This is a genomic window from Agromyces selenitireducens, from assembly GCF_052748465.2.
Genome location: NZ_CM188259.1, coordinates 2,401,124 through 2,424,228 on the forward strand (window position 1 = coordinate 2,401,124; position 23,105 = coordinate 2,424,228).

Sequence of the window (23,105 nt, forward strand, 5' to 3'; positions counted from 1 at the left end):
GCGGAACGGGCATCACGCTAACACGCTGCTCGGAGCCTCGGAAACGGGGACCGGTGCCCATTCGGCCGCATGAACCGGAGATGGCCCTCCGGCGGTCCGCCGGCCTTCTCAGGACGCCGGTTCGGCGCGTTCCCCGGCCGTCCGATCCAGCAGCGCGAGGTCCTCGGTGCTCACCAGGCGAGTGGCGACGGCATACTCGACGAGCCGCGCACGGCGGTTGGTCGCGAGCCTCCCGCGCCCGCCCCGCAGCCCGTCGACGCCGATCCGGTCGAGCTTCTCGCAGACGTTGTCGAGCTTGCGGTTGAACGTGGTCATGCTCCAGCCCAGCCGGCCTGCGGCCTCCGCTGAGCTCGGCACCGCGGCCCGGCCTGCGGTCGGTTGCGCGAGCACGTGCTCGGCGAGCGCGACCACGAGGAGTCGCTGGCTCGTCGTGAGGGTCACGGGCAGGATGGTCGTCCCTCCGTCGGCGGGCCTGGCGGTGAGCGAGGTGTTGTAGAAGTCCTCCTCCGCGTGCACCGCGAAGTCGTACGTCGTCGCGCCCGCGCTGAACATGACGTGCACGGTCTGGAACACCAGGGGGAGCTTCGCGCCGGGGGCCACCCACGCCTGCACGCTCCCCGTGGCATCCGACACGGTCGCCGACAGCAGCTGCCCGACGTTCGACAGCCACCACAGCCCGAACTCGCTCGACAGCGTCAGGAAGGTGCGGTGCAGGTACGGGTTGTCGTCGATCGTCAGGTCGGACTCGCGGCCGATCCCGAACGTCCGGCCCACTTCGACGGTGTGCCACTCGCCGCAGTACTCGACCCGCAGCGGCCTCATGCCGTGCACTCCGTGACCGGCTCGGACGTCTTGCTGCCGCGTTGCACCTGCACCTCGATGCACACCGTGCGGCCGTCGCCGACGCCGTCCACGAGGATCTCCGGGCCGTCGGCCACCGCGGTCCGCCCCGAGCCGTCGGCGTTGCGCCAGCGGTAGCGGTCCCCGTCCTCCGGGTCGTCGTGCCGGACGACGAACACGACGCGCCCGTCGCCGGCGGGCTCCCCCGGCTCGACCTCGGGCGCGGGCACGGTGGCGGCGACCACGGCGTCCTCCGCCGTGACCGGCGTCTCGGGGTCGGCGTCGTCCGGTGCGCCGAGCGACCCGCCGAGCACGATCGCCGCACCCGCGGCTGCGGCGACGGCGACGGATGCCGCGGCGCCGATCGCGATCGTGATCGCGCGTCGCCGGCCCGCGACGGCACGTGCCACCTCCTCGTCGACCGACGGCACGGGATCGAGCACGGGCGCGGCCGCGGGCGCGATCACCCGCCCGGGCACGTCGACTGTCGCACCCGCGCGGCGCGACGCGCTCGATGCGCCGCGCAGGACCGTGCCGTCGTCGACGAGGTCCGACGCGGGTCCGGGCTGCCGCGGCGCCGGGTCCTGCGCACGGGCCACCCGCACGCCGCGGGCACGGGTCGCGTCGTCGCCGGGCGCGGCGGCCGCGACCGGCGGGCCGGCCGACCACGGGCCGGCGGGGCCCGCGGGCGCATCGGCGTGCACGACCCGGACCGATCGGGCGCGCGTCGCGTCGTCGGTGTCGGAAGGGGTCACCGGGTCGGCCGCGGCATCCGCCGCCTCGGAGGCCGTCGATGGAGCAGGAATCGAGGGCACCTCGATGCCGGTGACCGAGTACCCGAGTTCGAGCTCGATGCGCTGGAGCGCCCGGCCGAACTCGACCGCGCCCTGATAGCGGTCCTCTCGCCGCGCCGCCATGCCGGTCGCGAGCACCTGCTGCAACGTCGCGGGCACGTCGTCGCGGTCGATCGGCGTGATGCGGCCGCGCTCGATCCGGCCGATGAGGTCGAGCGGACCGTTGGACCGGCCCGGCACCTCGAACGGGGTGCGTCCGGCGAGCAGCGTGTGCACCGTGGCGGCGAGGGCGAAGACGTCGCTGCGGGTGTCGGGGCGCGGGTCGTCCTCGAACAGCTCGGGCGGCGACCACGGCACGCTCATGCCCACGGCCGCGCGATCCGAGCCCGTGCCGGAACCCGTCGCGGCCGGGTCGCCCGTGAACGACATGGTGTGCACGGGCAGTTCGCCCTCGAGATCGCTCGAGATGCCGAAGTCGCTGAGCGCCGGCCAGCCGTAGTCGTTGGTGAGCACGTTGGCGGGCTTGATGTCGCGGTGCAGGATGCCGGCTGCGTGGGCGGTCGCGACGGCGCCCGCCAGGCGGATGCCGATGCGCAGCGCATCTTCGACGGTGAGCGGCTGCCGCTTGTACCGCTCCGACAGGCTCGGGCCGGAGCAGTACTCCATGACGAAGTACGGACGCCCGTCGGCGGAGACGTCGGCGTGGAAGATGGTGACGATGAACGGGTGCGCGGAGAGCCGGGCCATCAGGTTCGCCTCGGCGACGAACTGGGCGCGCGTGCCCTGGTCGATGTCGTCGGCGAGGAGCACCTTCACGGCGACCTTGCGTCGCGGCAGCCGCTGCTCGTAGAGGAACACGTCGGCGAAGCCGCCGGAGCCGAGGAGTCCCAGCGGCGTGTAGCCGGGCAGGTCGGGCGGCGACGACGGCGTGCGGCGCATCAGCGCACCACCACCTGGATGGTCCAGCCGCCGCCGAGGTCGATCACGGTCTCGGGGAGCACGGGCGTCGGCTCGGCGGGCCGCAGTCGCATGGGTGCCCGGCCCGGCGCGACGACCTGCGTGCCGTTGCGCGACTCGAGATCGGTCACGACGGCCGTGCCGCCCTCGACCGCCACGCGCAGGTGGGTCCTGGAGATGTCGGGGTCGCCCGCGCCGATGACGACGGGACGCGGCATGCGCGAACCGGCGACCCGGCCGATCACCGGCGCCCGCCCGAGCAGGAGCTCGCCCGCGATCGGCTCGAAGGACCCGTCGGGCATGCGCAGCGCGAGCCGGTCGTCGGCGCGCACGCCGTCCGGACCGGACGCGCTCCCGACTCGCCCGGCGTCGCGCGCCTCGCGGAGCCGGCGGAGGTCGGACGCCGCCACGGTGAGTCCGTCGTGGTCGCCGAGCACCGCGCCGTCGGCAGGCGCGCGGGGCGGGATGATCGTGGTCGTCGAGGCGACGGCGCCGGCCGCGGGGGCGGCGCCGATCCCCGACAGCGCGGGCGTGATCGCGTCGGCAGCGTCGATCCGCGGGCGCTCGGTGCGCGAGAAGCCGACGACGGTGTCCTCGACCGAAACCATGGTCTGCTCGGCCGGACGCCCCGCTTCCTCCGGATCGGCGCCCGCTGCCGGGAACGGCCGGTCGGGGGCGATCCCGGGCGCGGTCGCGGCGGCCCCGGTTGCATCGGCCGCAGCCGGACTCCACTCCAGCACGGATGCCGGGACCACGCCCTCCACGATCGGGAGCCTCGGCCCGGCGGCATCCGCTGCCCCGTCGACGGCGACGGCCACGGAGGTCGCGCCCGCGAACACGCGCTCGCTCCACGTCGACACGCCCGAACCCGACACGGCGTCGCCGTCGACGCGGACGGTGAGCGGCCCACGGACGACGACGCGCACGGATGCGGCGCTGCGCTCGCGCACGACGAGCGCGAAGCCGGGCGCCGAGGCCACCCCGCCGGCGGTCAGTCGGTCGATGACTCGGGCTGCGGCATCCGCCGACCCGAGCCCGGGCCAGAGCGCGACGAGGTCGTCGGTCCGAGCGGCGGGGAGCACGAGCACCGTACCGGCCCGGAGCGCCGCGACCCACGCGCCACCGGGATCAGGCCGGTAGTCCGCCACCCTGATCCCCCGTTCCCCTCGGCCAGGTCTGCTCGGCGTCGCCCGGCAGCGCGTCGTCGCGGTCGCGCGTCGCCTCGCCGTCCCCCGCCGGGTCGCCGCCGAGGTCGGACTCCACGACGACCGCGGTCACGTTGTCCCGCGCCCCGGCCGCGAGTGCGGCGTCGACGAGTTCGCCCGCGAGTCCGGCCGCGTGCGACGAGCCGCCCGCGAGGATCCCGGCGATCGCCTCGTCGCCGACTTCCTTCGACAGCCCGTCGGAGCAGATCAGGAAGACCTGTCGGCCGGCCGCCGGGATCAGCCACACGTCGGGCTCGACCGCGTCGTCGGCGCCGACCGCACGCGTGATCACGTTGCGGTCCGGATGCCGCTCCGCGTCGTCGGAGTGGAGCAGGCCGGCGTCGACCATCTCCTGCACCGCGGAGTGGTCGACGGTGACCTGCTCGAGCCGGCGCCCGTCCCACAGGTAGACGCGCGAGTCGCCGACGTTGAAGACCATCCAGTGCACGCCGCGGTCGTCGCCGGCGTCGACGAGGGCGACGCCCGCGACGGTGGTGCCGGCGACGGCGGTGCCCTCGTCGCCCTCCGTCGACAGCGATCGCACGACCTCGTTGGAACTGTGGATCGCGTCGAGCACCTGCTCGGGCCTCGAGGGCGCGCCGGAGTCGAGGTGGCGGCGGAACGTGTCGACCACGGCCCGGCTCGCCGCGTCGCCGCGTGCATGGCCGCCCATGCCGTCGGCGACCGCGTAGACGGGGGCGTGGGCGAGGAGCGCATCCTCGTTCACCGCCCGGACGCGGCCGACGTGCGTTCGGGCGCTGTGTGCGATGCGCGCGGATCCGCTCGGGATCAGGACGACACCGCTGCCATCAGACGTCACTGGTCGGGTCCTCTCTGCGGGGTAGGGACGGCGCGGAGGGCGCAGTGGCTCAACGCTAGCAAGCCGGGGACGGGCCCGGCGCGCCGAGGGAACTCCGCGTCAGCGCTCGACGGTCGACTCGTCGCGCTCGGCCCGGTCGCCCTCCTCGGTGAAGTGGGGGATCTCCTCGCCCAGGGTGTGGCCGCGCCGGCGTGCATCGAGGTTCGCCTTGGCGACGCTCGCGACGGTCGCCACGATCATGGCGGCGACGATCACGGCCAGCGACACCCATGTCGAGATCTCGGGGGCCCACTCGATGTGCTCGCCGCCGTTGATGAACGGCAGCTCGTTCTCGTGCATGGCGTGCAGCACGAGCTTCACGCCGATGAAGCCGAGGATGAAGGCGATGCCGTACTTCAGGTACTCGAGTCGCTCGAGCAGGCCGCCGAGCAGGAAGTAGAGCTGGCGCAGGCCCATCAGCGCGAAGACGTTCGCCGTGAACACGATGAACGGGCTCTGCGTGATCCCGAAGATCGCCGGGATGGAGTCGAGCGCGAAGATCAGGTCGGTCGTGCCGATCGCGACGAACACGATGAGCATGGGCGTGAAGAACCGGCGCCCCTCGATCGTGGTGCGCAGCTTGATGCCGTCGTAGTCGTTCGTGATCGACAGCCGGCGACGCAGGAGGCGGATCACGAACGTGTCGCTGCCCTCCTCCTCGTGGTCGCCGAACGCCTGGTTGTACGCCGTCCAGAGCAGGAAGGCGCCGAAGATGTAGAAGATCCAGCTGAAGTTCTCGATGAGCTGCGCACCGAGCAGGATGAAGATGCCGCGCAGGATCAGCGCGAGGATGATGCCCACCATCAGCACCTCCTGCTGGTACTTCCTGGGCACCGCGAACCTCGCCATGATGATGACGAACACGAAGAGGTTGTCGATCGAGAGGCTGTACTCGGTGAGCCATCCGGCGAGGAACTGGGCGCCGTGCTCGGCATCGCCGATCACGAACATCAACCCGGCGAAGACGAGCGCGAGCACGATGTAGAACACGACCCAGAGGGTCGACTCCCGGAACGACGGAACGTGCGGCCGCTTGATGACCAGGAGCAGGTCGGCGACGAGGATCAGGGTGAGCACGACGAGCGAGCCGACTTCGAACCAGACGGGCAGTGCGGTCACGGAGGGCCTTTCGGAGGGGTGCGTTCAGGACCGAAAGTCTCTCCCGGCTGCACGTGCGTGCGCCGCCACGCCCGGAGCGGCGTCGACGGCGCTCGTATTGACGATCGTGGCCCGAGGTGCGAACCCCGGCGGGATACTCCCCTTCGCTCGGACGAGTCTAGCGGGCTTCGGACCGGGAAACGACGAACGCCCCCGCATGCTGCGAGGGCGTTCGCCTGTCGTGGTGACCCCAGCGGGATTTGAACCCGCGCTACCGCCGTGAGAGGGCGGCGTCCTAGGCCGCTAAACGATGGGGCCTCGTTGCGACGTGAAAGAGTATGGCACACGTCTCAGGCGCATTCCAAATCGAGCACCCGGGCGCCCGGGAGGGGGTCAGACGAACACCGAGAGCGCTCCCGGGACCGCCTCGACGTCGACCGGCAGCATCCCGAGACGCTCGCCGTCGGCGTAGGCGACGATGCCGTCGCCCTCGATCCGGACGCGCCGCGCCCCGGCGAACTCGACCGCGGGGTGGTTCACGTGCTCCCCGGCGAACACCCGCGGGAACACGCTCAGCAGGCCGATCCGCGAGAGCGGGTGCACGATGAACACGTCGAGGACACCGTCGGAGAGGTCGGCGTGGGGCACGATGCGCATGCCGCCGCCCAGCGACGGCGTGTTGGCGACCGAGACCAGCATCGCGGCCTGCTCTCGCACCGCACCGTCGAGCGTGAGCCGGTAGCGCAGCGGTCGGAACGTGGCGAGCTCGCGGAGCAGCGCGATCGTGTACCGGCTCGGCCCCCTGGGCCGCGTCATCCGGTTCGCGCGTTCGTTGACGACGGCATCGAATCCGGCCGACAGCACGCACGCGAACCACGTGCTGAGCTCGCCGTGGCGCACGAGGCCGAGGTCGATCGACTGCGGCGGCCGGGCCAGCGCCTCGACCAGGGCCTCGACCCCGGCCTCGGGATCGTCGTGCGGGAGCCCGAGCGCACGAGCGAGGTCGTTGCCCGTGCCCGCCGCGACGATCCCGAGCGGCACCCCGGTTCGCGCGACGATGTTGACGCCGAGGGACACCATGCCGTCGCCGCCGACCACGATGAGCCCATCCGTGCCCTGCTCGAACGCCGACTGCGTCTCGCGCCGCAGCAGCTCGAAGTTCGCCTCGCGCAGCAGCGTCACCTCGTACCCCGCGTCGGCGAGGCGGCGGGCGGCGGCAGGACCGACGGCACGATTGCGCCCGAAGGCCGCTGACGGGTTCACTGCGAGCAGCAGTCGCCGGGGGGAACGGGGACTCATGGTGCGATTGTGGCAGCACGACCGGTTGCATGTCGTCAGCGCACCGTGTTGGCTCGGAGCATGCGCGTCACCAAGCTGGAGCATGCCGCCCTCGTCATCGAGCATTCCGGCGATCGGCTCTTCGTCGATCCCGGCAAGTTCACGACACCCATCACCGAGGCCACGGGCGCTCGGGCCGTCGTGGTCACGCACCGGCACGACGACCACTGGACCCCGGAGCAGCTCGGTCGCATCCGCGACCGCAGCCCCGACGTGCGGTTCTTCGGGCCCGAGGGCGTGGTCGAGGCGGCCGCCGAGGCCGGCATCGAGGTCGAGCGCGTCGCACCGGGCGATGAGATCGAGGTCGGCCCGTTCCGGCTCCGGTTCTTCGGCGGGCGGCACGCGGTGATCCACTCGTCGATCCCGGTCATCGACAACGTCGGCGTGCTCGTGAGCGACGCGCTGTACTACGCGGGCGACTCGTTCGCGGTGCCCGAGGGCGTGGAGGTCGACGTCCTCGCCGCGCCCGCGGGCGCGCCCTGGATGAAGATCGCCGAGTCCATGGACTACGTGATGGCGGTCATGCCCCGACGCGTGTTCCCCACGCACGAGATGGTGCTCTCGCGCGCGGGCAAGGACCTCTCGAACGCCCGCCTGGAGTGGGCGACGCAGCAGGTCGGCGGCGAGTACCTCGCGCTCGAGCCCGGCGACTCGTTCGACCTCTGAACGACGGATGCCGCTCGGCGGCGAGGGTCACCCGGTCGGATCGTCGAATGGCCAGCCGTCTCCCGGATCGAACGGCCACCCGGGCGCCACTGGCTCCTCGGGCGGCGGCTCGGGCTCCGGTGCCGGCTCGGGGGCCGGGGCGGGGGCCGGCGGCGGCGGAGGCGGAGGAGCCGGTTCGGCCGGTGCCGCCTCGGGCTCGGGCACCGCGGTGAAGTTCGCGTTGCCCTCCTCGCCCTGGTCTCCGCCGCTCGGCGACGGCGCGGGCTCGACCCCCGGGATGTCGACTCGCGGCACGACCGGGCCCATGCCCGCCTGCGTGAACGGATCGCCACCGTACTTCGCCGCGGCCACCGACATCACCTCGGGCCACATCCGGTGACGCGCCGTCGCCGCCTGTCCCGTCTCGAAGAAGATGCCGCGCTGGTTCGCCTGGCCGTTCACGCTGACGACCCCCACCGCCGTGGCGACCTTGGAGCTCGCGCCGATCATCCAGGTGTCCTTCGCGGCATCCGTCGTACCGGTCTTGCCGATGAGCGGCACCGACGGCTGGGTGTTGGCGTTCGACTGCTGCCCGGTGCCGCTCGTCATCACCGCGCCCATCGCCGTGTGCATCGCTGCGGCGACCTCGGGCACGACCGACTGGGTGCATTGCGACTTCGGCGGCGGGATGTCCTCGCCGTCGCGGCCGATGATGCGGTCGATGGCGATCGGCGAGCAGGTCGTGCCGTTGTTCGCGATGCCGGCGAAGGCGATGGCCATGCTGAGCGGCGCCACCTCGTTCGTGCCGATGACCGACGACGGACCCTGCTGGAGCACGTTGCCGTCGGCCCGGTGCACCCCGAACGCCTCGGCGCGCTTGCGGATGCCGCAGAGGTCGAGCTCCTTCGCCATGCCGATGAAGCCGGTGTTGATCGATCCGATCGTGGACTCCATCGCGCTGTAGTTGGCCCCCGCCTCGTTGGCGTCGTTGCGCGGGTTCCAGTCGCCGGCGAAGTGCGGGCCGAGGCAACTGTCTTGGAATGTGCCCCAGTTGCTCTTCCGCCGCGAGTCGACCCGCTCGCCGAGACCGCGACCCGAGCTCAGCCACTCGGCGAGGGTGAACACCTTGTACGACGAACCCGGTTGGAAGCCTCGGGAACCCCCGTACGCGAAGTCGGTGTTGTAGTTGATGCTCGTGAACTGCGGCCCCTTCGCGAGGACGTTCGGATCCTGGCTGTAGGTGCGGTTCTGGGCCATCGCGAGCACACGGCCGGTGCCCACCTCGACGGACGAGATGACGCCGCCGACATCCCAGCCCGGATAGGTGGCGGGGACGTGCGTCGACACCGCCTTCGCCGCCGCGGCCTGCAGGTCGAGGTCGAGCGTGGTGTGGACCTCGTACCCGCCGCGACGGAAGTTGAGGAACCGCTCCTCCTCGTCTTCGCCGAAGATCGGGTCGTTCTGCAGGATGTTCTTCACGTAGTCGCAGAAGTACGCGTTCGGGCCCGCGGTCTGGCATCCGGTGCTGGGCTCGGTGATGACCGGCTCGACGGGCGTGGCGAGCGCCTCGTCGAACTGCTGGACGGTGATCTTGTCTTCGGCCAGCATGGCCCGCAGGATGTAGTCGCGACGGCCGGTGTTCGCCGCGTAGCCGTTCTCGACGCCGTTCGTGGGGTCGTCGGGCTGGTCGAGCCGGAACTTGCCGGGGTTGTTCACGATCGCGATGAGGGATGCCGCCTGGGCGAGGGTCACGTTCGCGGCAGTGGTGTTGTAGTAGTAGTTCGCCGCGGCCTCGATGCCGTAGACGGTGCCGCCGAATCCGGCGATGTTGAGGTAGCCGAGCAGGATCTCGCTCTTGGTGTAGCGCTTCTCGACGCCGATCGCGAGCCGCATCTCCTTGAGCTTGCGGTCGATCGTGGTCTCGGTGACGGCGTCGTAGCAGCCGTCGCGCTCCTCCTGGTCGGCCGCGAGTCGTTCGCATTCCTGGACGCGTACGTTCTTGACGTACTGCTGCGCGATCGAGGAGCCGCCCTGCGTCTCTCGACCGGTCGCGGTGGTCGCAGCCGCACGGATGGTGCCCTGCAGGTCGATGCCGTTGTGGTCGTAGAAGCGCGGGTCCTCACCGGCGATCGCGGCGTCCTTGACGAACTGGCTCACCTGCTCCCAGCCGACCTCGACGCGGTTCTGGTCGTAGAACGAGGCCAGCAGCACGCGGTCGCCGTTCGAGCGCTTCGCGTAGATGTTGCTCTTCTCGCTCAGCTCGCCGATCTCGAGGTAGCTCGGCAGGTTCTCGAACATCGAGATCGTGCTCGACGCGGCGACGCCCGCGGCGGCGAGACCGGGCGTGACCGCGACGGTCACGAGCATCGCGGCGGCGGCGCTCGCGGCGACCAACCCGACGAATCCGCCGACGACGCCGATCGGCGTGCGCGTCTCAGCGAAGTCGCGGTTGCGCAAGTTGCGGCGGTCCACCGATCACCCCCCGATCTGATGCGCGGCGATGCCGGCGGTTCGGTCGCCGGCATCCGTTCGCAGGTGTCGCCCCTCCATGCAAGCGCAGGGCGGCCGGGTTGTAAAGCAGCGACGGGCTGCGATTCGATCACGACCCTGAAATACGAGAAGACCCGCGATCACTCGCGGGTCTCATTGCTGGGGTACCTGGACTCGAACCAAGAACAACTGAACCAGAATCAGCCGTGTTGCCAATTACACCATACCCCAATGGCCCCGGAACCGGAGTTCCCGAGCCGACATGTAACTCTAGCCTAGAGGGCCACGCACTCCAAACCGAGCCCGCCTCAGGCGATGAGTCCCGCGAGGCGGTCGATGCGGTCGAGCGAATCGATCCGACCGAGGATCTGCATCGACTCGAACAGCGGCGGAGAGACGCGTCGCCCGGAGACCGCCACGCGCACCGGACCGAACGCCACGCGCGGCTTCAGGCCGAGCCCGTCGACGAGCGCGTCGCGCAGCGCCTCCTCGATCTCCGCGTGGCTCCACGACTCCCCCGGGATGCGTTCGAGCGCCTCGCGCGCCGCGTCGAGCACCTGCGGCGCGTCGGCCGGGAGCGACCCGACGGCGGCCTCGTCGTACTCGAGCTCCGCGGCATCCGTGAACAGGAAACCGAGCATGCCGGGGGCCTCGCCGAGCAGGCCGATGCGCTCCTGCACGAGCGGGGCCGCCTGGGCGAGGATCGCCTCCTGCGCCGGGGTGATGGGGCGCTCGACCACGCCGGCGGACTGCAGGTACGGCACGGTGCGCGCGGCGAAGTCGGCTGCCTCGAGCTGCCGCAGGTGGTCGCCGTTGATCGCCTCGGCCTTCTTGAGGTCGAAGCGCGCGGGGTTCGGGTTCACGTCCTCGACGTCGAACGCCTGCACGAGCTCGTCGCGGCTGAACACGTCGCGGTCGGCCGAGAAGCCCCAGCCGAGGAGGGCGAGGGAGTTCACGAGGCCCTCGGGGATGAACCCGCGGTCGCGGTGGTGGAAGAGGTTCGACTCGGGGTCGCGCTTCGAGAGCTTCTTGTTGCCCTCGCCCATGACGTAGGGCAGGTGGCCGAAGCGCGGCACGAAGGTCGTGAGCCCGATGTCGATGAGGGCGTGGTAGAGCGCGATCTGCCGCGGCGTGGAGCTCAGCAGATCTTCCCCGCGCAGTACGTGCGTGATGCCCATGAGCGCGTCGTCGACGGGGTTCACGAGCGTGTAGAGCGGGGCGCCGTTCGGTCGGACCACCACGAAGTCGGTGGTGGAACCGGCAGGGAAGTCGATGCGACCGCGCACGAGGTCGTCGAAGCCGAAGTCGACGTCGTCGGGCACGCGCAGGCGGAGGGCGGGCTGCCGGCCCTCGGCCCGGAACGCGGCGCGCTGCTCGTCGGTGAGGTCGCGGTCGAAGTTGTCGTAGCCGAACTGCCTGGGCCGGCCGGCCGCCTCGTTGCGCGCGTCGATCTCGTCTGCGGTCGAGTAGCTCTCGTAGACGTGCCCGGAGGCCTTCAGCCGCTCGACGACGGTGGTGTAGATCTCACCCCGCAGCGACTGCCGGTACGGCGTGTGCGGCCCGCCGACGTCGATGCCCTCGTCCCAGTCGAGGCCGAGCCAGGTCAGCGCGTCGATGATCTGCCCGTAGCTCTCCTCGCTGTCGCGAGCCGCGTCGGTGTCCTCGATGCGGAAGACGAACGTGCCGCCGGTGTGGCGTGCGTACGCCCAGTTGAACAGCGCGGTGCGCACGAGTCCGACGTGCGGGGTCCCGGTGGGCGACGGGCAGAACCGCACGCGGATGTCGGAGCCGGTGGCGGTCGTGGTGGGGTGGGTCGTGTCAGGCATCGCCCTCAATGGTACGGCTCGCCGGCGGCGCCTCCCGTCGGGCGACGAGGCCGGCCAGCAGCTCGGCCGCGACCGCGACCGCGGGCACGCCCAGCGCACCCTTCGCGGTGACGAGGTGCAGGGTGCGGCGATCGTCGTTCGCGGTGCGTCGCACGGCGACGCCGGCGCGCACGCCGGCCGACTGCACGGCGAGCCCGGGCAGCACCGCGACGCCGAGCCCGGAGGCGACCATCTCCTCGACGGCGACGAAGTTGTCGGTCTCGACGACGATGCGGGGTGCGAACCCCGCCGCGTCGCAGAGTTCGAGCAGGTGCCCGCGGCACCTCGGGCATCCGGCGATCCACGGATCGCCGGCGAGTCCGGCCAGTTCGACGACCTCGTGACGGGCGAGCGGATGCCGCGCCGGAAGCACCACGTGCATCGGATCGCCGCCGATCGTCGCGACCTCGAGGCCGCGCGCGCTCTCGCGGTGCGGGTCGCTCCGGTCGCCGGTGTAGCTGAAGGTGAGCGCGAGGTCGGCCCGGTCCTCGCGGACCGCGGCGACGGCCTCGGGCGGCTCGGCCTCGACGAAGCTGACCCGCACGCCCGGGTGCCGCTCGGCCATTCCCGCCATGAAGGCGGGCACGAGCGTGGGCGACGCCGACGGGAACGCCGTCAGCCGCACGCGGCCTGAGCGGAGCCCCCGGAGGTCGGCGAGCTCGCCCCGCGCGGCCTCGAGCGCGGTCGCGACCGCGGCCCCGTGGCGTGCGAGCACGCGCCCGGCGGGCGTGAGGCGGATGCCGCGCCCGGTCCGCTCCACGAGCGGCGTGCCGGCGCGCGCCTCGGCGCGCCGCACCTGCTGGCTGAGCGCCGGCTGGCTGTACCCGAGGGCGGATGCCGCGGCGGTGATCGAGCCGTGGTCGGCGATCGCTCGCAGCACGAGCAGGCTCGCGGCATCGACGGTGCCCTGCAGCGCCGTCCCGTCGGAGGTGGGATCCATGGATTGAGTATAAGCAGTGCTTATGTATTGGATGCGACACTGGCACTCGACCGAATCCGCCCATCGGGCGCAGGCTGTGGGCATGGCCCGCTCGATGCACCCCGCCCTCGACGCGACGACGGTCCGGTTCCCGGACCCGCGCTTCCCCGCCGGCCGCGGCTACCTCGCCGCGTGCACCCTCGGCATCCCCGCGACCGCGACCGTCGCGGCGGTCGCGCGCGACCTCGAGCGCTGGCGCGACGGCGTCAACAGCCCCGCCGAGTACACCGCCGTGCTCGAGCGCGCCCGCGGCCACGCTGCGACACTCCTCGGCGCGAACGTCGACCGCGTCGCGGTCGGATCGCAGGGGTCGGTGTTCGTCGCCCTCGCCGCGGCATCCGCCCCGGCCGGTGCGCGCGTCGTGGTCGTCGACGGCGACTTCAGCTCGGTCGTGGCGCCGTTCCTCGCGCACGGCGACCTCGACGTTCAGCACGCTCCGCTCGACCGGCTGGCCGAGGCCGTCACTCCGTCGACATGGCTCGTCGCGTTCTCGCTCGTGCAGTCCGCGACGGGCGAGATCGCCGACGCGGCATCCGTCATCGCAGCGGCGCGTGCCGCCGGCGCGCTGGTGCTCATCGACACCACCCAGGCCACCGGATGGATGCCCACCGACCGCCTCGATGCCGACATCATCGTGTGCCACGCGTACAAGTGGCTGTCGGCTCCCCGGGGGGCCGCCTTCATGGCCGTGAGCGACCGCGCGCTCGACGAGCTCGTGCCGCTCACCGCAGGCTGGTACTCGGGCGAGGACCCGTGGGCGTCGTGCTACGGACCCGAGCTGTACCTCGCCGCCGGGGCGCGCCGGTTCGACGTGTCACCGGCCTGGCACGCGTGGGCCGGCGCCGAGGCGGCGCTCGAACTCGCGGCGAGCCTCGACCTCGACGCGGTCCGCCACCACGACGTCGGCCTCGCCGACGCGTTCCGCGAGCGGCTCGACCTGCCGCCCTCGGCGAGCGCGATCGTGAGCTGGCCCGACCCGGAGGGCTGCGACCTCGCCTCGCTCACGGCGGCCGGCCTCGCCGCCTCGGGTCGTGCCGGGCGAGCGCGCGTCGCGTTCCACCTCTGGAACGACGAGGAGGACGTGGACCGGGCCGCACGGGCGCTCGGCCGCTGACGCGGGCCGACCGGAAGCGCGTCAGGCCGAGCGGACGGGGTTCGCGAGCGTGCCGAGTCCCGAGACGCTCACCTCGACCGTGTCGCCGGCGACGATCGGGCCGACGCCGGCGGGCGTGCCGGTCAGGATCACGTCGCCCGGCAGCAGCGTGAACACGTTCGACGCGTAGGCGACGATCGCAGGAATCGTGTGCACCATGTCGGCGAAGCGCCCCTCCTGGCGGCGCTCGCCGTTGACGCTCGTCTCGATCGTGCCGCGCTCGAGGTCGAGCTCGGTGTCGATCACGGGGCCGAGCGGGCAGAACGTGTCGAAGCCCTTGGCACGGGTCCACTGCCCGTCGCTGCGCTGCAGGTCGCGCGCGGTGACGTCGTTGGCGATCGTGTAGCCGAAGATCACGGATGCCGCATCCGCCTCGCTCACGCGACGCGCGATGCGGCCGATGACGACCGCCAGCTCGCCCTCGAACTCGACCTGGGCGCTCTCGGGCGGCAGGACGATCGCGTCGCCCGGGCCGACGACCGCGGTATTCGGCTTGAGGAAGAGCAGCGGCTCGTCGGGCGCCTCGCCGCCCATCTCCGCAGCGTGCTCGCGGTAGTTCTTCCCGACCGCGACGACCTTCGATCGGGGGATGACGGGCGCGAGCAGCTTCGCCTCGGTGAGCGGCACGCGCTCCCCCGTCGGGTCGTACCCCGCGAACATCGGGTCGGCCTTGAGCACGACCAGCGCGTGCTCCTCTTCATCGACGATGCCGAACGAGATGGACTCACCGTGGGAGAACCGCGCGACCTTCATGGGCACCAGCCTATTCGGCGTCGACCGCGTCGCCCGCGCCCGCGGACCTCACGCGTCGAGACGCAGCATCCAGCCGTGGCGGTCCTCGAGGCGCCCGTACTGGATGCCGGTGAGCTCCTCGCGCAGCGACATCGCCAGCTCGGAGGCATCGGGGCCGTTGTGCACGATCTCGAAGTCCTCGGCGAGCAGGCGGCCGATCGGCGTGATGACGGCCGCGGTGCCGCATGCGAACGCCCCGACGATCTCGCCGGACGCCGCGCCCTCGCGCCACTCGTCGATCGTCACCCGTCGGCTCTCGACCGTGTGGCCGCGGTCGCGTGCGAGCTGCAGCACCGAGTCGCGCGTGATGCCCTCGAGGATGGAGTCCGACTCGGGCGTGACGAGTCGGCCGTCGCGGTAGACCAGGATCACGTTCATGCCGCCGAGCTCCTCGAGGTACTTCCCCTCGTCGAGGAACAGCACCTGCTGGCAGCCGTGCTCGGCCGCCTCCGCCTGCGGCAGCAGGCTCGACGCGTAGTTGCCGCCCGTCTTCGCCGCGCCCGTGCCGCCCTTTCCGGCGCGCGCGTACTTCGTCGACAGCCAGATCGACACGGGCTTCACGCCGCCGGTGAAGTAGGCGCCCGCCGGGCTCGCGATGAGGTAGTACGCGACCTTCTTCGCGGGCCGCACGCCGAGGAACGCCTCCTTGGCGAACATGAACGGCCGCAGGTACAGGCTCGTCTCGGGGGCCGACGGCACCCACGCGGCGTCCATCGCGATGAGCTGCTTGAGCGAGTCGATGAAGTACTCGGTCGGCAGCTCGGGCAGGGCGAGGCGACGCGCCGAGCGCTGCAGGCGCGCCGCGTTCTCGTACGGACGGAACGACCGCACCGAGCCGTCGGCATGGCGGTAGGCCTTCAGCCCCTCGAAGATCTCCTGCGCGTAGTGGAGGACCGCGGCCGACGGGTCGAGCTGGATGGGGCCGTACGGGGAGACGCGGGGCCGGTGCCATCCGCCCCGCTCGGACCAGCAGATGTCGACCATGTGGTCGGTGAAGTGGTTGCCGAACCCCGGATCGGCGAGGATCGCGTCGCGCTCGGCGTCGGACTTCGCGTTCTCGTTGCGGGTGACCTGCCAGGTCAGGCCCGCCGGCGACGGCGTCTGGAGGGTGAGGTTCGTCGTGGTCACGGTGGTCTCCTTCGGAAAGCGAGTCAGTGGGCGCCGACGGTGGCGCCGATGCGGGCGGCGATGGCGTCGCCGATCTCTGAGGTCGAGCGCCGTGCGTCGCCGCGCTCGGCGACGTCGGCGGCGACCGCATCGCGCACCCGTTCGGCGGCGGCGCCCTGATCGAGGTGGTCGAGGAGCAGCGCGACCGAGAGGATCGCGGCGGTCGGGTCGGCGATGCCCTTCCCTGCGATGTCCGGAGCCGAACCGTGCACGGGCTCGAACATGCTGGGGAACCGGCCGTCGGGGTTGATGTTGCCCGAGGCCGCGAGGCCGATGCCGCCGCTGATCGCGCCGGCCAGATCGGTGAGGATGTCGCCGAAGAGGTTGTCCGTGACGATGACGTCGAACCTAGCAGGATCGGTGACCAGGAAGATGGTCGCCGCGTCGACGTGCAGGTAGTCGACCGCGACCTCGGGATACTCTGCGGCGACCGCGTCGACCTGCCTCTTCCAGAGCGACCCGGCGAACACGAGCACGTTCGTCTTGTGCACGAGCGTCAGCTTCTTCTTCGGTCGAGCGGATGCCGCGGCGAACGCGTAGCGCACGACGCGCTCGACGCCGTACGCGGTGTTCACCGAGACCTCGTTCGCGACCTCGGCGGGCGTGCCGACCCGGATCGCGCCGCCGTTGCCGACGTAGGGGCCCTCGGTGCCCTCGCGCACGACGACGAAGTCGACGTCGCCGGGGTTCGCGAGCGGGCTCGCGACGCCCGGGTAGAGCACTGACGGGCGCAGGTTGACGTAGTGGTCGAGCTCGAACCGGAGCTTCAGCAGCAGGCCGCGCTCGATGTTCGCGCCGGCCAGGCGCGGGTCGCCCGGCACGCCGCCGACCGCACCGAGGAGGATCGCGTCGTGGCCCGAGATCGCCTCGAGGTCGTCGTCGGTCAGCACGTCGCCGGTCTCGAGGTAGCGCCCGGCGCCGAGGGAGAAGCGCGTCTGCTCGAACGCGACATCCGACCCTGCCGTGGCCGCGTCGAGCACCTTGAGCGCCTCGCCGACCACCTCGGGACCGATGCCGTCGCCCGGGATGACCGCGAGCCTGACCGTGGTTACCATGAACTCTCCTTCGTGCGCCAGCCCTCCCAGAGTACTGTCCGCGGCACCCCCTGCTCACTACACTCGGCCGCAAGGGGGAGGCGACCACCGCCTCTCCACGCGGCTCATGCCGCCCGAGTGAAAGCAGGCACCCATATGAGCATCGGCCTCGGAATCGTCCTCTTCGCCATCGGCGCCGTTCTCGCATTCGCACTGAACCTGGCGGTCGACTGGATCAACCTGCAGATGGTGGGTTACATCCTCATGGCCGCGGGCGCCGTGGTGATCATCATCGGAATCGTCCTGCTCGCGCGCCGACGGAGCTCGGTCGCGACCTCCCGCACCACGGTCGACCCCGCGACGGGCGACCGCGTGACGCGCCAGGAGACCTCGCGCCCGGACGACACGACGCCGGTCTGATCGACCGCGTCGCCCCCGCGGGGCGCCGTCTCACTGCGAGGCGGCGCCCCGCGGCTCGTTCAGGGTGGTCGCGGCGACGATGCCCGCCGCGACCATGAGCAGCACCCCGATGGCGGCGGTGACGGTGATCCCCCCGGAGAACGCGGCGGCGGCGGATGCCGCGAGCTCGGCGCCGGTCGCACCGGGCAGCGTCTCGGCGAGGGTCATGGCACCCGCGAGGGTCTCTCGCGAGGCATCCGCCTGCCCCGCCGTCAGCCCGGACGGGACCTCGATCGCGGTGCGGTACCACGCGGCGAGGATGCTGCCGAGCACGGCCGTGCCGAGCACCGCGCCGAGTTCGTACGCAGTCTCGGACACCGCCGAGGCGGCGCCGGCCTTCGCGGGCGGCGCGCTCGAGAGGATCAGCTCGTTCGAGACGGTCTCGGCGACGCCGATGCCGACGCCGAGCAGCACGAACGCGATCACGACCCCGGCGACGCCGTCGCCCGCGGTGAGCGCGATCAGGAGGTAGCCCGCCGCGGAGAGCGCGATCGCCGACGGCACGAGCACGCGCGGGTGGACGCGCCGTGAGATCGGCACGACCGAGAGCCCGGCGACGATCATCGCGACGAGCCCCGGGGTGAGCGCCAGCCCGGCCTGCACGGGCGAGAGTCCGACGATGAGCTGCAGGTGCTGCGACACGAAGAAGAGGAAGCCGACGAGCGCGATCACGCTGAGGAGGTTCACGAGCACGCCGCCGCCGAAGGAGCCCTGCCGGAACAGGCGCACGTCGAGCATCGGGGTCTCGGAGCGCAGCTGGCGTCGCACGAACCACGCGCCCAGCGCGAGCCCGCCGGCCAGAGCCAGCACGCCGAGCACGTCGAGGCCCTCGGTCGCGAGGTGCTTGATGCCGTAGACGGCGAGGCCCATCGCGGCGAACGAGAGGAGGACGCTCGGCGCGTCGATCGGGCCGGGCGCGGGATCGCGGCTCTCGGGGATGAGGAGCGGGACGAGCACGACGAGCGGCACGAGCACGGGCACGGCGAGGAGGAAGACCGAGCCCCACGCGAAGTGCTCGAGGAGGACGCCGCCGACGATGGGCCCGAGCGCGCTGCCGGCGGCGAAGCCGGACGCCCAGATCGCGATGGCGAGGCGGCGCTGCTCGCGATCGGCGAACACCGTGCGCAGCAGTGACAGCGTCGAGGGCATGAGCATGGCGCCGAAGAACCCGAGGGCGGCGCGTGCGGCGATGAGCGCCTCGGCGGTGGGCGCGAACGCGGCGCCGATCGAGACGAGCGCGAAGCCGACCGAGCCGATGAGCAGCATCCGTCGACGCCCGAACCGGTCGCCGGCACTGCCCATGGCCACGAGGAGTGCGGCGAGCACGAGCGGGTAGGCGTCGATGATCCACAGCTGCTGGGCTGCGGTGGGACCGAGGTCGCGCGCGATGGCCGGCAGCGCGAAGCTCAGCACGGTGTTGTCGACCGAGACGAGCAGCACCGGGAGCATGAGCACGGCGAGTGCGATCCACTGCCGACGCGAGGCGCGCGGCGCGGTCGCCCGACCGGGGTCGGCGTGGGTGGCTGCGGATGCCGCGGCACCCGCTCGCACGGGCAGCGTGGCGGTGTTCGTCGTCTCGTGGTTCATCTCGGGGTTCCTATAACTGTACCGTCTGGACGGTAGAGTATCAGATACCGCCGACCCCCTCCTCGATACGATCGGAACCATGAGCCGCCCTCCCGCCGCACGCGACGCCGTGCTCGACGCGTTCGAGCGCATCCTCATCGAGGCCGGCGAGCGCGCGGCCACCCTCGACGCGACCGCCAGGGCCGCCGGGGTCTCCAAGGGCGGCCTGCTCTACCACTTCGCCAGCCGCGATGCGCTCGTCGACGGCGTGCTCGAGCGCTTCTCGCGACTCGTCGACGACGACATCGCCGTCCTCGAGAACGCGCGGGAGGGGGCGGTCGCCTATTACGTCCGATCCTCAGTCGCCGTCGGCTCGCCGCTCGACCGCGCGGCCGTCGCCGCCACCCGGCTCGCCCAGGCCGGACACGAATCCGCGGCGCGCACGATCCGGTCGGTGCGGGCGCGCTGGCTCGAGGCGGTGCGCCGGCACGTCCCCGACCCCACCGTCGCCCTCGCGATCACCCTCATCGGCGACGGGCTGTACTACGACTCCGCCCTGCACGGCCAGGATCCCGAGCTCGGCGTCGACGCGCCGCCGCCCGCAGAGATGGACGCCCTCGTCGCGTTTCTGGAGCGCCTCGCGGGCGGCTCCCACTCGGTCGCCTGACACGACGGATGCCGCGGGGCCGGCGTCGCCCGACGCCCGCGCTCCGCGGCATCCGCTCGATCAGGACTCGGTGATGTCGATCTCGACCATGACGTCGGCCTCGATCGCCGCGCGCACGCGCTCGATCACCTCTGATGGCACGGGCGAGTCCACCGTCAGCACCGACAGCGCCTGGCCGCCGGCCTCCCGGCGGGCGATCTGCATGCCCGCGATGTTGATGCCCGCCTCGCCGAGTTCGTTGCCGTAGACGGCGACGATGCCGGGCCGATCGGTGTAGATCATCACGATGTGGTGGTCGGAGATGGGGACCTCGATGTCGTAGCCGTTGATGCCGACGAGCTTCTCGGTCTGCTTCGTGCCCGTGAGCGTGCCCGACACCGACACCTGGGTGCCGTCGGCGAGCGCACCGCGCAGCGTGATGACGTTGCGGTACTCGGGGCTGTCGGCGTCGGCGATCAGGCGCACCGCGACGCCGCGCTGCTCGGCGAGCAGCGGTGCGTTGACGTACGAGACGGACTCGCTCACGACGTTCGTGAACACGCCCTTGAGCGCGGCGAGCTTCAGCACGCTCACGTCGTAGTCGACGAGTTCGCCGTGCACCTCGACGTCGAGACTCTCGAGCGGGCCCTGCGCCAGGCCGGCGAAGAGCTGGCCGAGCTTCTCGACGAGCGGGATGCCGGGACGCACGTACGGGTCGATGACGCCGCCGGCGACGTTGACGGCGTCGGGCACCAGCTCGCCGGCGAGCGCGAGGCGCACCGACTTCGCGACGGAGACGCCGGCCTTCTCCTGCGCCTCGTCGGTCGAGGCGCCGAGGTGCGGCGTCACGACGACGTTCGGCAGGGCGAGCAGCGGCGACTCCTTCGGCGGCTCTTCCACGAACACGTCGAGGCCGGCGCCGGCGATGGTCTTCGACGCGAGCGCGTCGTGCAGCGCGTCCTCGTCGATGAGGCCGCCCCGGGCGACGTTGACGATGAACGCGGTCGGCTTCATGCGCGCCAGCTGCTCCGCGCCGATCATGCCGGTCGTCTCGGGCGTCTTCGGCATGTGGATGGTGATGAAGTCGCTCTGCTCGAGCAGTTCGTCGAGCGTGACCGTCTGCACGCCGAGCTGCTGCGCCCTGGCCGCGGTGATGTACGGATCGTACGAGACGACCTCGACGCCGAAGGCCTGGAGGCGCGCAGCGATGAGCGCGCCGATGCGGCCGAGGCCGATGATGCCCACGGTCTTCTCGTAGAGCTCGACGCCCGTGTACGCCGAGCGCTTCCACTCCCCCTGCGCGAGCGCGGCGTGAGCGGCGGGGATGTGGCGCGCGAGGCTCAGGATGTGGCCGACCGTGAGTTCGGCGGCCGAGATGATGTTCGAGGTCGGCGCGTTCACGACCATGACGCCCGCGGTCGTCGCCGCCTTGATGTCGACGTTGTCGAGGCCGACACCGGCGCGGGCGATGACCTTCAGCTTCCGTGCGGCGGCGATCGCCTCGGCGTCGACCTTGGTCGCCGAACGCACGAGGATGGCGTTCGCGTCGGCGATCGCCTCGAGCAGGGCCGGACGGTCGGTGCCGTCGACGTTGCGGATCTCGAAGTCGGGTCCGAGGGCGTCGACGGTGGCGGGCGAGAGTTCTTCGGCGATCAGCACGACCGGCTTCGACACGATGGGTCCTTCACGGGATTCGGATGGGTGCGCGTGCACGCGTGCGCCGGCATCGTCGGAGGCGCGGGGACGCGCTCATGCTACTTCAGCCCCGGCGGGCTTCCCGAATCGTGTGACGCGCGCAGGCGAGCGCGATCCGCGGCCCACGATGCTCAAGCGAGCAGCGCGCCGGGACCCAGGAGCAGCACGAGATCGAGGTACAGGACCGCCGACACGGCGAGCGCCGAGAGGTACAGCCCGAACTGCATGAGCGGCGACCTGCGACGCCCGAGCACGAAGGCCGCCGCGAACAGGCCCACGGGCATGAGGATCGCGGCGATCAGCAGCACCCAGCCGAGCGGCGTGAGGGTCGTGTCGAGCGCCGAAGCGTACGTCGAGAGGCCCACCAGGTTGCCGACGGCCTCCCACGCGTCGTAGGCGAAGAACAACCCGAAGACGACCGCGAGGGCGATCTCGAGCCAGAACGGAGTCCGCCGGGCGGATGCCGCGCCTGGCAGCTCCTCGACACGGTCCGGCTCCAGCGCCTCGCTCACAGGCCCACCCCCAGCACGAACGGCAGCGGGACGAGCACGATCGCTCCAGCGAGCATCCACAGCAGCCTCGCCCGCGGCCGGCCTCGCGTCGCAATGAACGCGACGGCGTACCAGAGCGCCGGCGCCGCCACGGTGAGCCACAGTCCGACGTCGAACATGAAGGCGGCGACCGGGTCGTCGTCGCCGCCCGGAGCACCGAACCCGATGACCGTGAACAGCCACCCGAGCGTGTACAGCAGGTAGACGCCGCCGAAGACGCCGAGCAGGACGAGCTCGGCCGAGCCCGGCTGGTCGGCGCGCTCGGCCGCGGTGGCGGATGCCGCGGCATCCGTCGTCTCGTCGGCCGGCCGAGCCACGGGGACCGGGGTTCCGACCGCGCGCCACCCGGGCGCGAGCGTCGCGTCGTCGTCGCCCTCCCAGCGGAGGGCCTCGTCCTCGTCGTCGCCGTCACGGCTCATGCGGTTCAGCCTACCGATCGATGTCGCGGCGCCCGCACGGACGTCGCGTCGTCGAAGGCCCCGCCAGAGCGCGCCGACGGCGGGGCCGGCCGCAGCCGTCCCCGCAACCGCGCCGCGAGCGGTCACGGCCCGACTATTCGTCGAGCGTGTCGTCCGACTCGACCGCCGCCTCGTCCTGGCCTCCGTGCACCAGCTCGCGCTCGATGCGGTCCGCCGGCATCCCGGCGAAGCGCTCGGACAGGGCGCGACGGCGTTCGAGTTCGGCCAGGATCGCGCGCTCGAGCTGGTCCGCCGATGCGTTGGTCGACGCGAACTCCTGCCCGACCTGGGATGACAGGACCCGACCGTCCTGCTTGACCGGAACCGGTCCCGGCCGGAAGAGTGCCTCCTCCGATTGGCAGGCCGCGGTGGAGAGCGCGATACCCGACAGCAGCACGATCGCGGCTGCCGACTTCGCGAGGTGCGACCGACGACGGGCCGTTGTGCGTGCGTCCATGATGATCCTCCTTGTTCCGGGGCCGCCGGGTGCGGCGACATGGACACCGTCCCAAGC

Annotated in this window: 21 protein-coding genes and 2 tRNA genes; 4 read left to right on the plus strand and 19 right to left on the minus strand. The window is 71.9% G+C overall.

What is annotated here, in order from left to right:
- Positions 1 to 108: 108 nt before the first annotated feature.
- From ACULK4_RS11150 to ACULK4_RS11180, 7 genes are all read right to left on the minus strand, one after another.
- Positions 109 to 822 (minus strand): FHA domain-containing protein, encoded by a 714-nt coding sequence (locus tag ACULK4_RS11150; protein WP_445964490.1) that lies wholly within the window; start codon positions 820 to 822, stop codon positions 109 to 111.
- Positions 819 to 2,573: a serine/threonine-protein kinase gene (locus tag ACULK4_RS11155; protein ID WP_445964491.1), complete on the minus strand. Its 1,755-nt coding sequence runs from the start codon at positions 2,571 to 2,573 to the stop codon at positions 819 to 821. Before ACULK4_RS11155 ends, ACULK4_RS11150 begins: the two co-directional genes overlap by 4 nt.
- Entirely contained in the window at positions 2,573 to 3,739 is a 1,167-nt protein-coding gene (locus ACULK4_RS11160; protein WP_445964492.1) for an FHA domain-containing protein, read from the minus strand. The genes ACULK4_RS11155 and ACULK4_RS11160 overlap by 1 nt, the downstream gene beginning before the upstream one ends.
- Complete coding sequence (locus ACULK4_RS11165) at positions 3,720 to 4,523, minus strand: PP2C family protein-serine/threonine phosphatase (protein WP_445964493.1); 804 nt, start codon at positions 4,521 to 4,523, stop codon at positions 3,720 to 3,722. The genes ACULK4_RS11160 and ACULK4_RS11165 overlap by 20 nt, the downstream gene beginning before the upstream one ends.
- A gap of 192 nt (positions 4,524 to 4,715) precedes the next feature.
- Positions 4,716 to 5,774 carry a TerC family protein gene (locus ACULK4_RS11170; RefSeq protein ID WP_445964494.1) on the minus strand — a complete coding sequence of 353 codons (1,059 nt, stop codon included), beginning with the start codon at positions 5,772 to 5,774 and terminating at the stop codon, positions 4,716 to 4,718.
- Positions 5,775 to 5,995: 221 nt separating this feature from the next.
- Positions 5,996 to 6,071: transfer RNA gene (locus ACULK4_RS11175), tRNA-Glu, on the minus strand.
- 75 nt (positions 6,072 to 6,146) lie between these two features.
- Positions 6,147 to 7,052: a diacylglycerol/lipid kinase family protein gene (locus tag ACULK4_RS11180; protein ID WP_445964495.1), complete on the minus strand. Its 906-nt coding sequence runs from the start codon at positions 7,050 to 7,052 to the stop codon at positions 6,147 to 6,149.
- A gap of 60 nt (positions 7,053 to 7,112) precedes the next feature.
- Here ACULK4_RS11180 and ACULK4_RS11185 point away from each other — a divergent pair, with 60 nt between their 5' ends.
- Positions 7,113 to 7,757, plus strand: a complete 645-nt coding sequence (locus tag ACULK4_RS11185) for an MBL fold metallo-hydrolase (protein ID WP_445964496.1) — start codon at positions 7,113 to 7,115, stop codon at positions 7,755 to 7,757.
- A gap of 27 nt (positions 7,758 to 7,784) precedes the next feature.
- On the opposite strand, the gene ACULK4_RS11190 is transcribed toward ACULK4_RS11185, so the two are convergent.
- The 4 genes from ACULK4_RS11190 to ACULK4_RS11205 form a co-directional block, all read right to left on the minus strand.
- Positions 7,785 to 10,208, minus strand: coding sequence for a transglycosylase domain-containing protein (locus ACULK4_RS11190; RefSeq protein WP_445964497.1), 2,424 nt, complete (start codon positions 10,206 to 10,208; stop codon positions 7,785 to 7,787).
- Between the two features lie 177 nt (positions 10,209 to 10,385).
- A tRNA-Gln gene (locus tag ACULK4_RS11195) sits at positions 10,386 to 10,457 on the minus strand.
- Positions 10,458 to 10,534: 77 nt separating this feature from the next.
- The gene (gene gltX / locus ACULK4_RS11200) at positions 10,535 to 12,052 is read right to left on the minus strand and encodes a glutamate--tRNA ligase (RefSeq protein ID WP_445964498.1); all 1,518 of its coding nucleotides are present in this window, start codon (positions 12,050 to 12,052) and stop codon (positions 10,535 to 10,537) included.
- Positions 12,045 to 13,031 (minus strand): LysR family transcriptional regulator, encoded by a 987-nt coding sequence (locus ACULK4_RS11205; RefSeq protein ID WP_445964499.1) that lies wholly within the window; start codon positions 13,029 to 13,031, stop codon positions 12,045 to 12,047. The genes gltX and ACULK4_RS11205 overlap by 8 nt, the downstream gene beginning before the upstream one ends.
- 82 nt (positions 13,032 to 13,113) lie before the next feature.
- Between ACULK4_RS11205 and ACULK4_RS11210 the strand changes: the two genes are divergently transcribed.
- Positions 13,114 to 14,184 carry an aminotransferase class V-fold PLP-dependent enzyme gene (locus ACULK4_RS11210; protein WP_445964500.1) on the plus strand — a complete coding sequence of 357 codons (1,071 nt, stop codon included), beginning with the start codon at positions 13,114 to 13,116 and terminating at the stop codon, positions 14,182 to 14,184.
- A 21-nt stretch (positions 14,185 to 14,205) separates the two neighbouring features.
- Here the strand turns inward: ACULK4_RS11210 and ACULK4_RS11215 are convergent, their stop codons facing one another.
- Genes ACULK4_RS11215 through ACULK4_RS11225 form a run of 3 tightly spaced genes read right to left on the minus strand, consistent with a single transcriptional unit; the run spans position 14,206 to position 17,237 of the window.
- Entirely contained in the window at positions 14,206 to 14,976 is a 771-nt protein-coding gene (locus ACULK4_RS11215; RefSeq protein WP_445964501.1) for a fumarylacetoacetate hydrolase family protein, read from the minus strand.
- Between the two features lie 48 nt (positions 14,977 to 15,024).
- A complete protein-coding gene (locus ACULK4_RS11220) occupies positions 15,025 to 16,143 on the minus strand; it encodes a branched-chain amino acid aminotransferase (RefSeq protein ID WP_445964502.1) in 1,119 nt (372 codons plus the stop codon).
- 23 nt (positions 16,144 to 16,166) lie between these two features.
- Positions 16,167 to 17,237 carry a 3-isopropylmalate dehydrogenase gene (locus tag ACULK4_RS11225; protein WP_445964503.1) on the minus strand — a complete coding sequence of 357 codons (1,071 nt, stop codon included), beginning with the start codon at positions 17,235 to 17,237 and terminating at the stop codon, positions 16,167 to 16,169.
- 135 nt (positions 17,238 to 17,372) lie between these two features.
- Here ACULK4_RS11225 and ACULK4_RS11230 point away from each other — a divergent pair, with 135 nt between their 5' ends.
- Positions 17,373 to 17,636, plus strand: a complete 264-nt coding sequence (locus tag ACULK4_RS11230) for a DUF6458 family protein (protein ID WP_445964504.1) — start codon at positions 17,373 to 17,375, stop codon at positions 17,634 to 17,636.
- A gap of 30 nt (positions 17,637 to 17,666) precedes the next feature.
- Here the strand turns inward: ACULK4_RS11230 and ACULK4_RS11235 are convergent, their stop codons facing one another.
- Positions 17,667 to 19,262, minus strand: coding sequence for an MFS transporter (locus ACULK4_RS11235; protein WP_445964505.1), 1,596 nt, complete (start codon positions 19,260 to 19,262; stop codon positions 17,667 to 17,669).
- A 79-nt stretch (positions 19,263 to 19,341) separates the two neighbouring features.
- On the opposite strand from ACULK4_RS11235, the gene ACULK4_RS11240 reads away from it, so the two are divergent.
- Positions 19,342 to 19,908 carry a TetR/AcrR family transcriptional regulator gene (locus ACULK4_RS11240; RefSeq protein WP_445964506.1) on the plus strand — a complete coding sequence of 189 codons (567 nt, stop codon included), beginning with the start codon at positions 19,342 to 19,344 and terminating at the stop codon, positions 19,906 to 19,908.
- 60 nt (positions 19,909 to 19,968) lie between these two features.
- On the opposite strand, the gene serA is transcribed toward ACULK4_RS11240, so the two are convergent.
- From serA to ACULK4_RS11260, 4 genes are all read right to left on the minus strand, one after another.
- Positions 19,969 to 21,561, minus strand: a complete 1,593-nt coding sequence (gene serA, locus ACULK4_RS11245; protein WP_445964507.1) for a phosphoglycerate dehydrogenase — start codon at positions 21,559 to 21,561, stop codon at positions 19,969 to 19,971.
- A gap of 152 nt (positions 21,562 to 21,713) precedes the next feature.
- Positions 21,714 to 22,094: a hypothetical protein gene (locus ACULK4_RS11250; RefSeq protein ID WP_445964508.1), complete on the minus strand. Its 381-nt coding sequence runs from the start codon at positions 22,092 to 22,094 to the stop codon at positions 21,714 to 21,716.
- Positions 22,091 to 22,552 (minus strand): hypothetical protein, encoded by a 462-nt coding sequence (locus ACULK4_RS11255; protein WP_445964509.1) that lies wholly within the window; start codon positions 22,550 to 22,552, stop codon positions 22,091 to 22,093. The genes ACULK4_RS11250 and ACULK4_RS11255 overlap by 4 nt, the downstream gene beginning before the upstream one ends.
- Positions 22,553 to 22,685: 133 nt before the next feature.
- Positions 22,686 to 23,048, minus strand: a complete 363-nt coding sequence (locus tag ACULK4_RS11260; protein ID WP_445964510.1) for a hypothetical protein — start codon at positions 23,046 to 23,048, stop codon at positions 22,686 to 22,688.
- Positions 23,049 to 23,105 lie beyond the last annotated feature (57 nt).

Coding starts and splice junctions, on each gene's coding strand:
- ACULK4_RS11150 (WP_445964490.1), bottom strand. CDS start 822: ATGAGGCCGCTGCGGGTCGAGTACTGCGGCGAGTGGCACACCGTCGAA.
- ACULK4_RS11155 (WP_445964491.1), bottom strand. CDS start 2,573: ATGCGCCGCACGCCGTCGTCGCCGCCCGACCTGCCCGGCTACACGCCG.
- ACULK4_RS11180 (WP_445964495.1), bottom strand. CDS start 7,052: ATGAGTCCCCGTTCCCCCCGGCGACTGCTGCTCGCAGTGAACCCGTCA.
- ACULK4_RS11185 (WP_445964496.1), top strand. CDS start 7,113: ATGCGCGTCACCAAGCTGGAGCATGCCGCCCTCGTCATCGAGCATTCC.
- gltX (WP_445964498.1), bottom strand. CDS start 12,052: ATGCCTGACACGACCCACCCCACCACGACCGCCACCGGCTCCGACATC.
- ACULK4_RS11205 (WP_445964499.1), bottom strand. CDS start 13,031: ATGGATCCCACCTCCGACGGGACGGCGCTGCAGGGCACCGTCGATGCC.
- ACULK4_RS11210 (WP_445964500.1), top strand. CDS start 13,114: ATGGCCCGCTCGATGCACCCCGCCCTCGACGCGACGACGGTCCGGTTC.
- ACULK4_RS11215 (WP_445964501.1), bottom strand. CDS start 14,976: ATGAAGGTCGCGCGGTTCTCCCACGGTGAGTCCATCTCGTTCGGCATC.
- ACULK4_RS11225 (WP_445964503.1), bottom strand. CDS start 17,237: ATGGTAACCACGGTCAGGCTCGCGGTCATCCCGGGCGACGGCATCGGT.
- ACULK4_RS11230 (WP_445964504.1), top strand. CDS start 17,373: ATGAGCATCGGCCTCGGAATCGTCCTCTTCGCCATCGGCGCCGTTCTC.
- ACULK4_RS11235 (WP_445964505.1), bottom strand. CDS start 19,262: ATGAACCACGAGACGACGAACACCGCCACGCTGCCCGTGCGAGCGGGT.
- ACULK4_RS11240 (WP_445964506.1), top strand. CDS start 19,342: ATGAGCCGCCCTCCCGCCGCACGCGACGCCGTGCTCGACGCGTTCGAG.
- ACULK4_RS11255 (WP_445964509.1), bottom strand. CDS start 22,552: ATGAGCCGTGACGGCGACGACGAGGACGAGGCCCTCCGCTGGGAGGGC.
- ACULK4_RS11260 (WP_445964510.1), bottom strand. CDS start 23,048: ATGGACGCACGCACAACGGCCCGTCGTCGGTCGCACCTCGCGAAGTCG.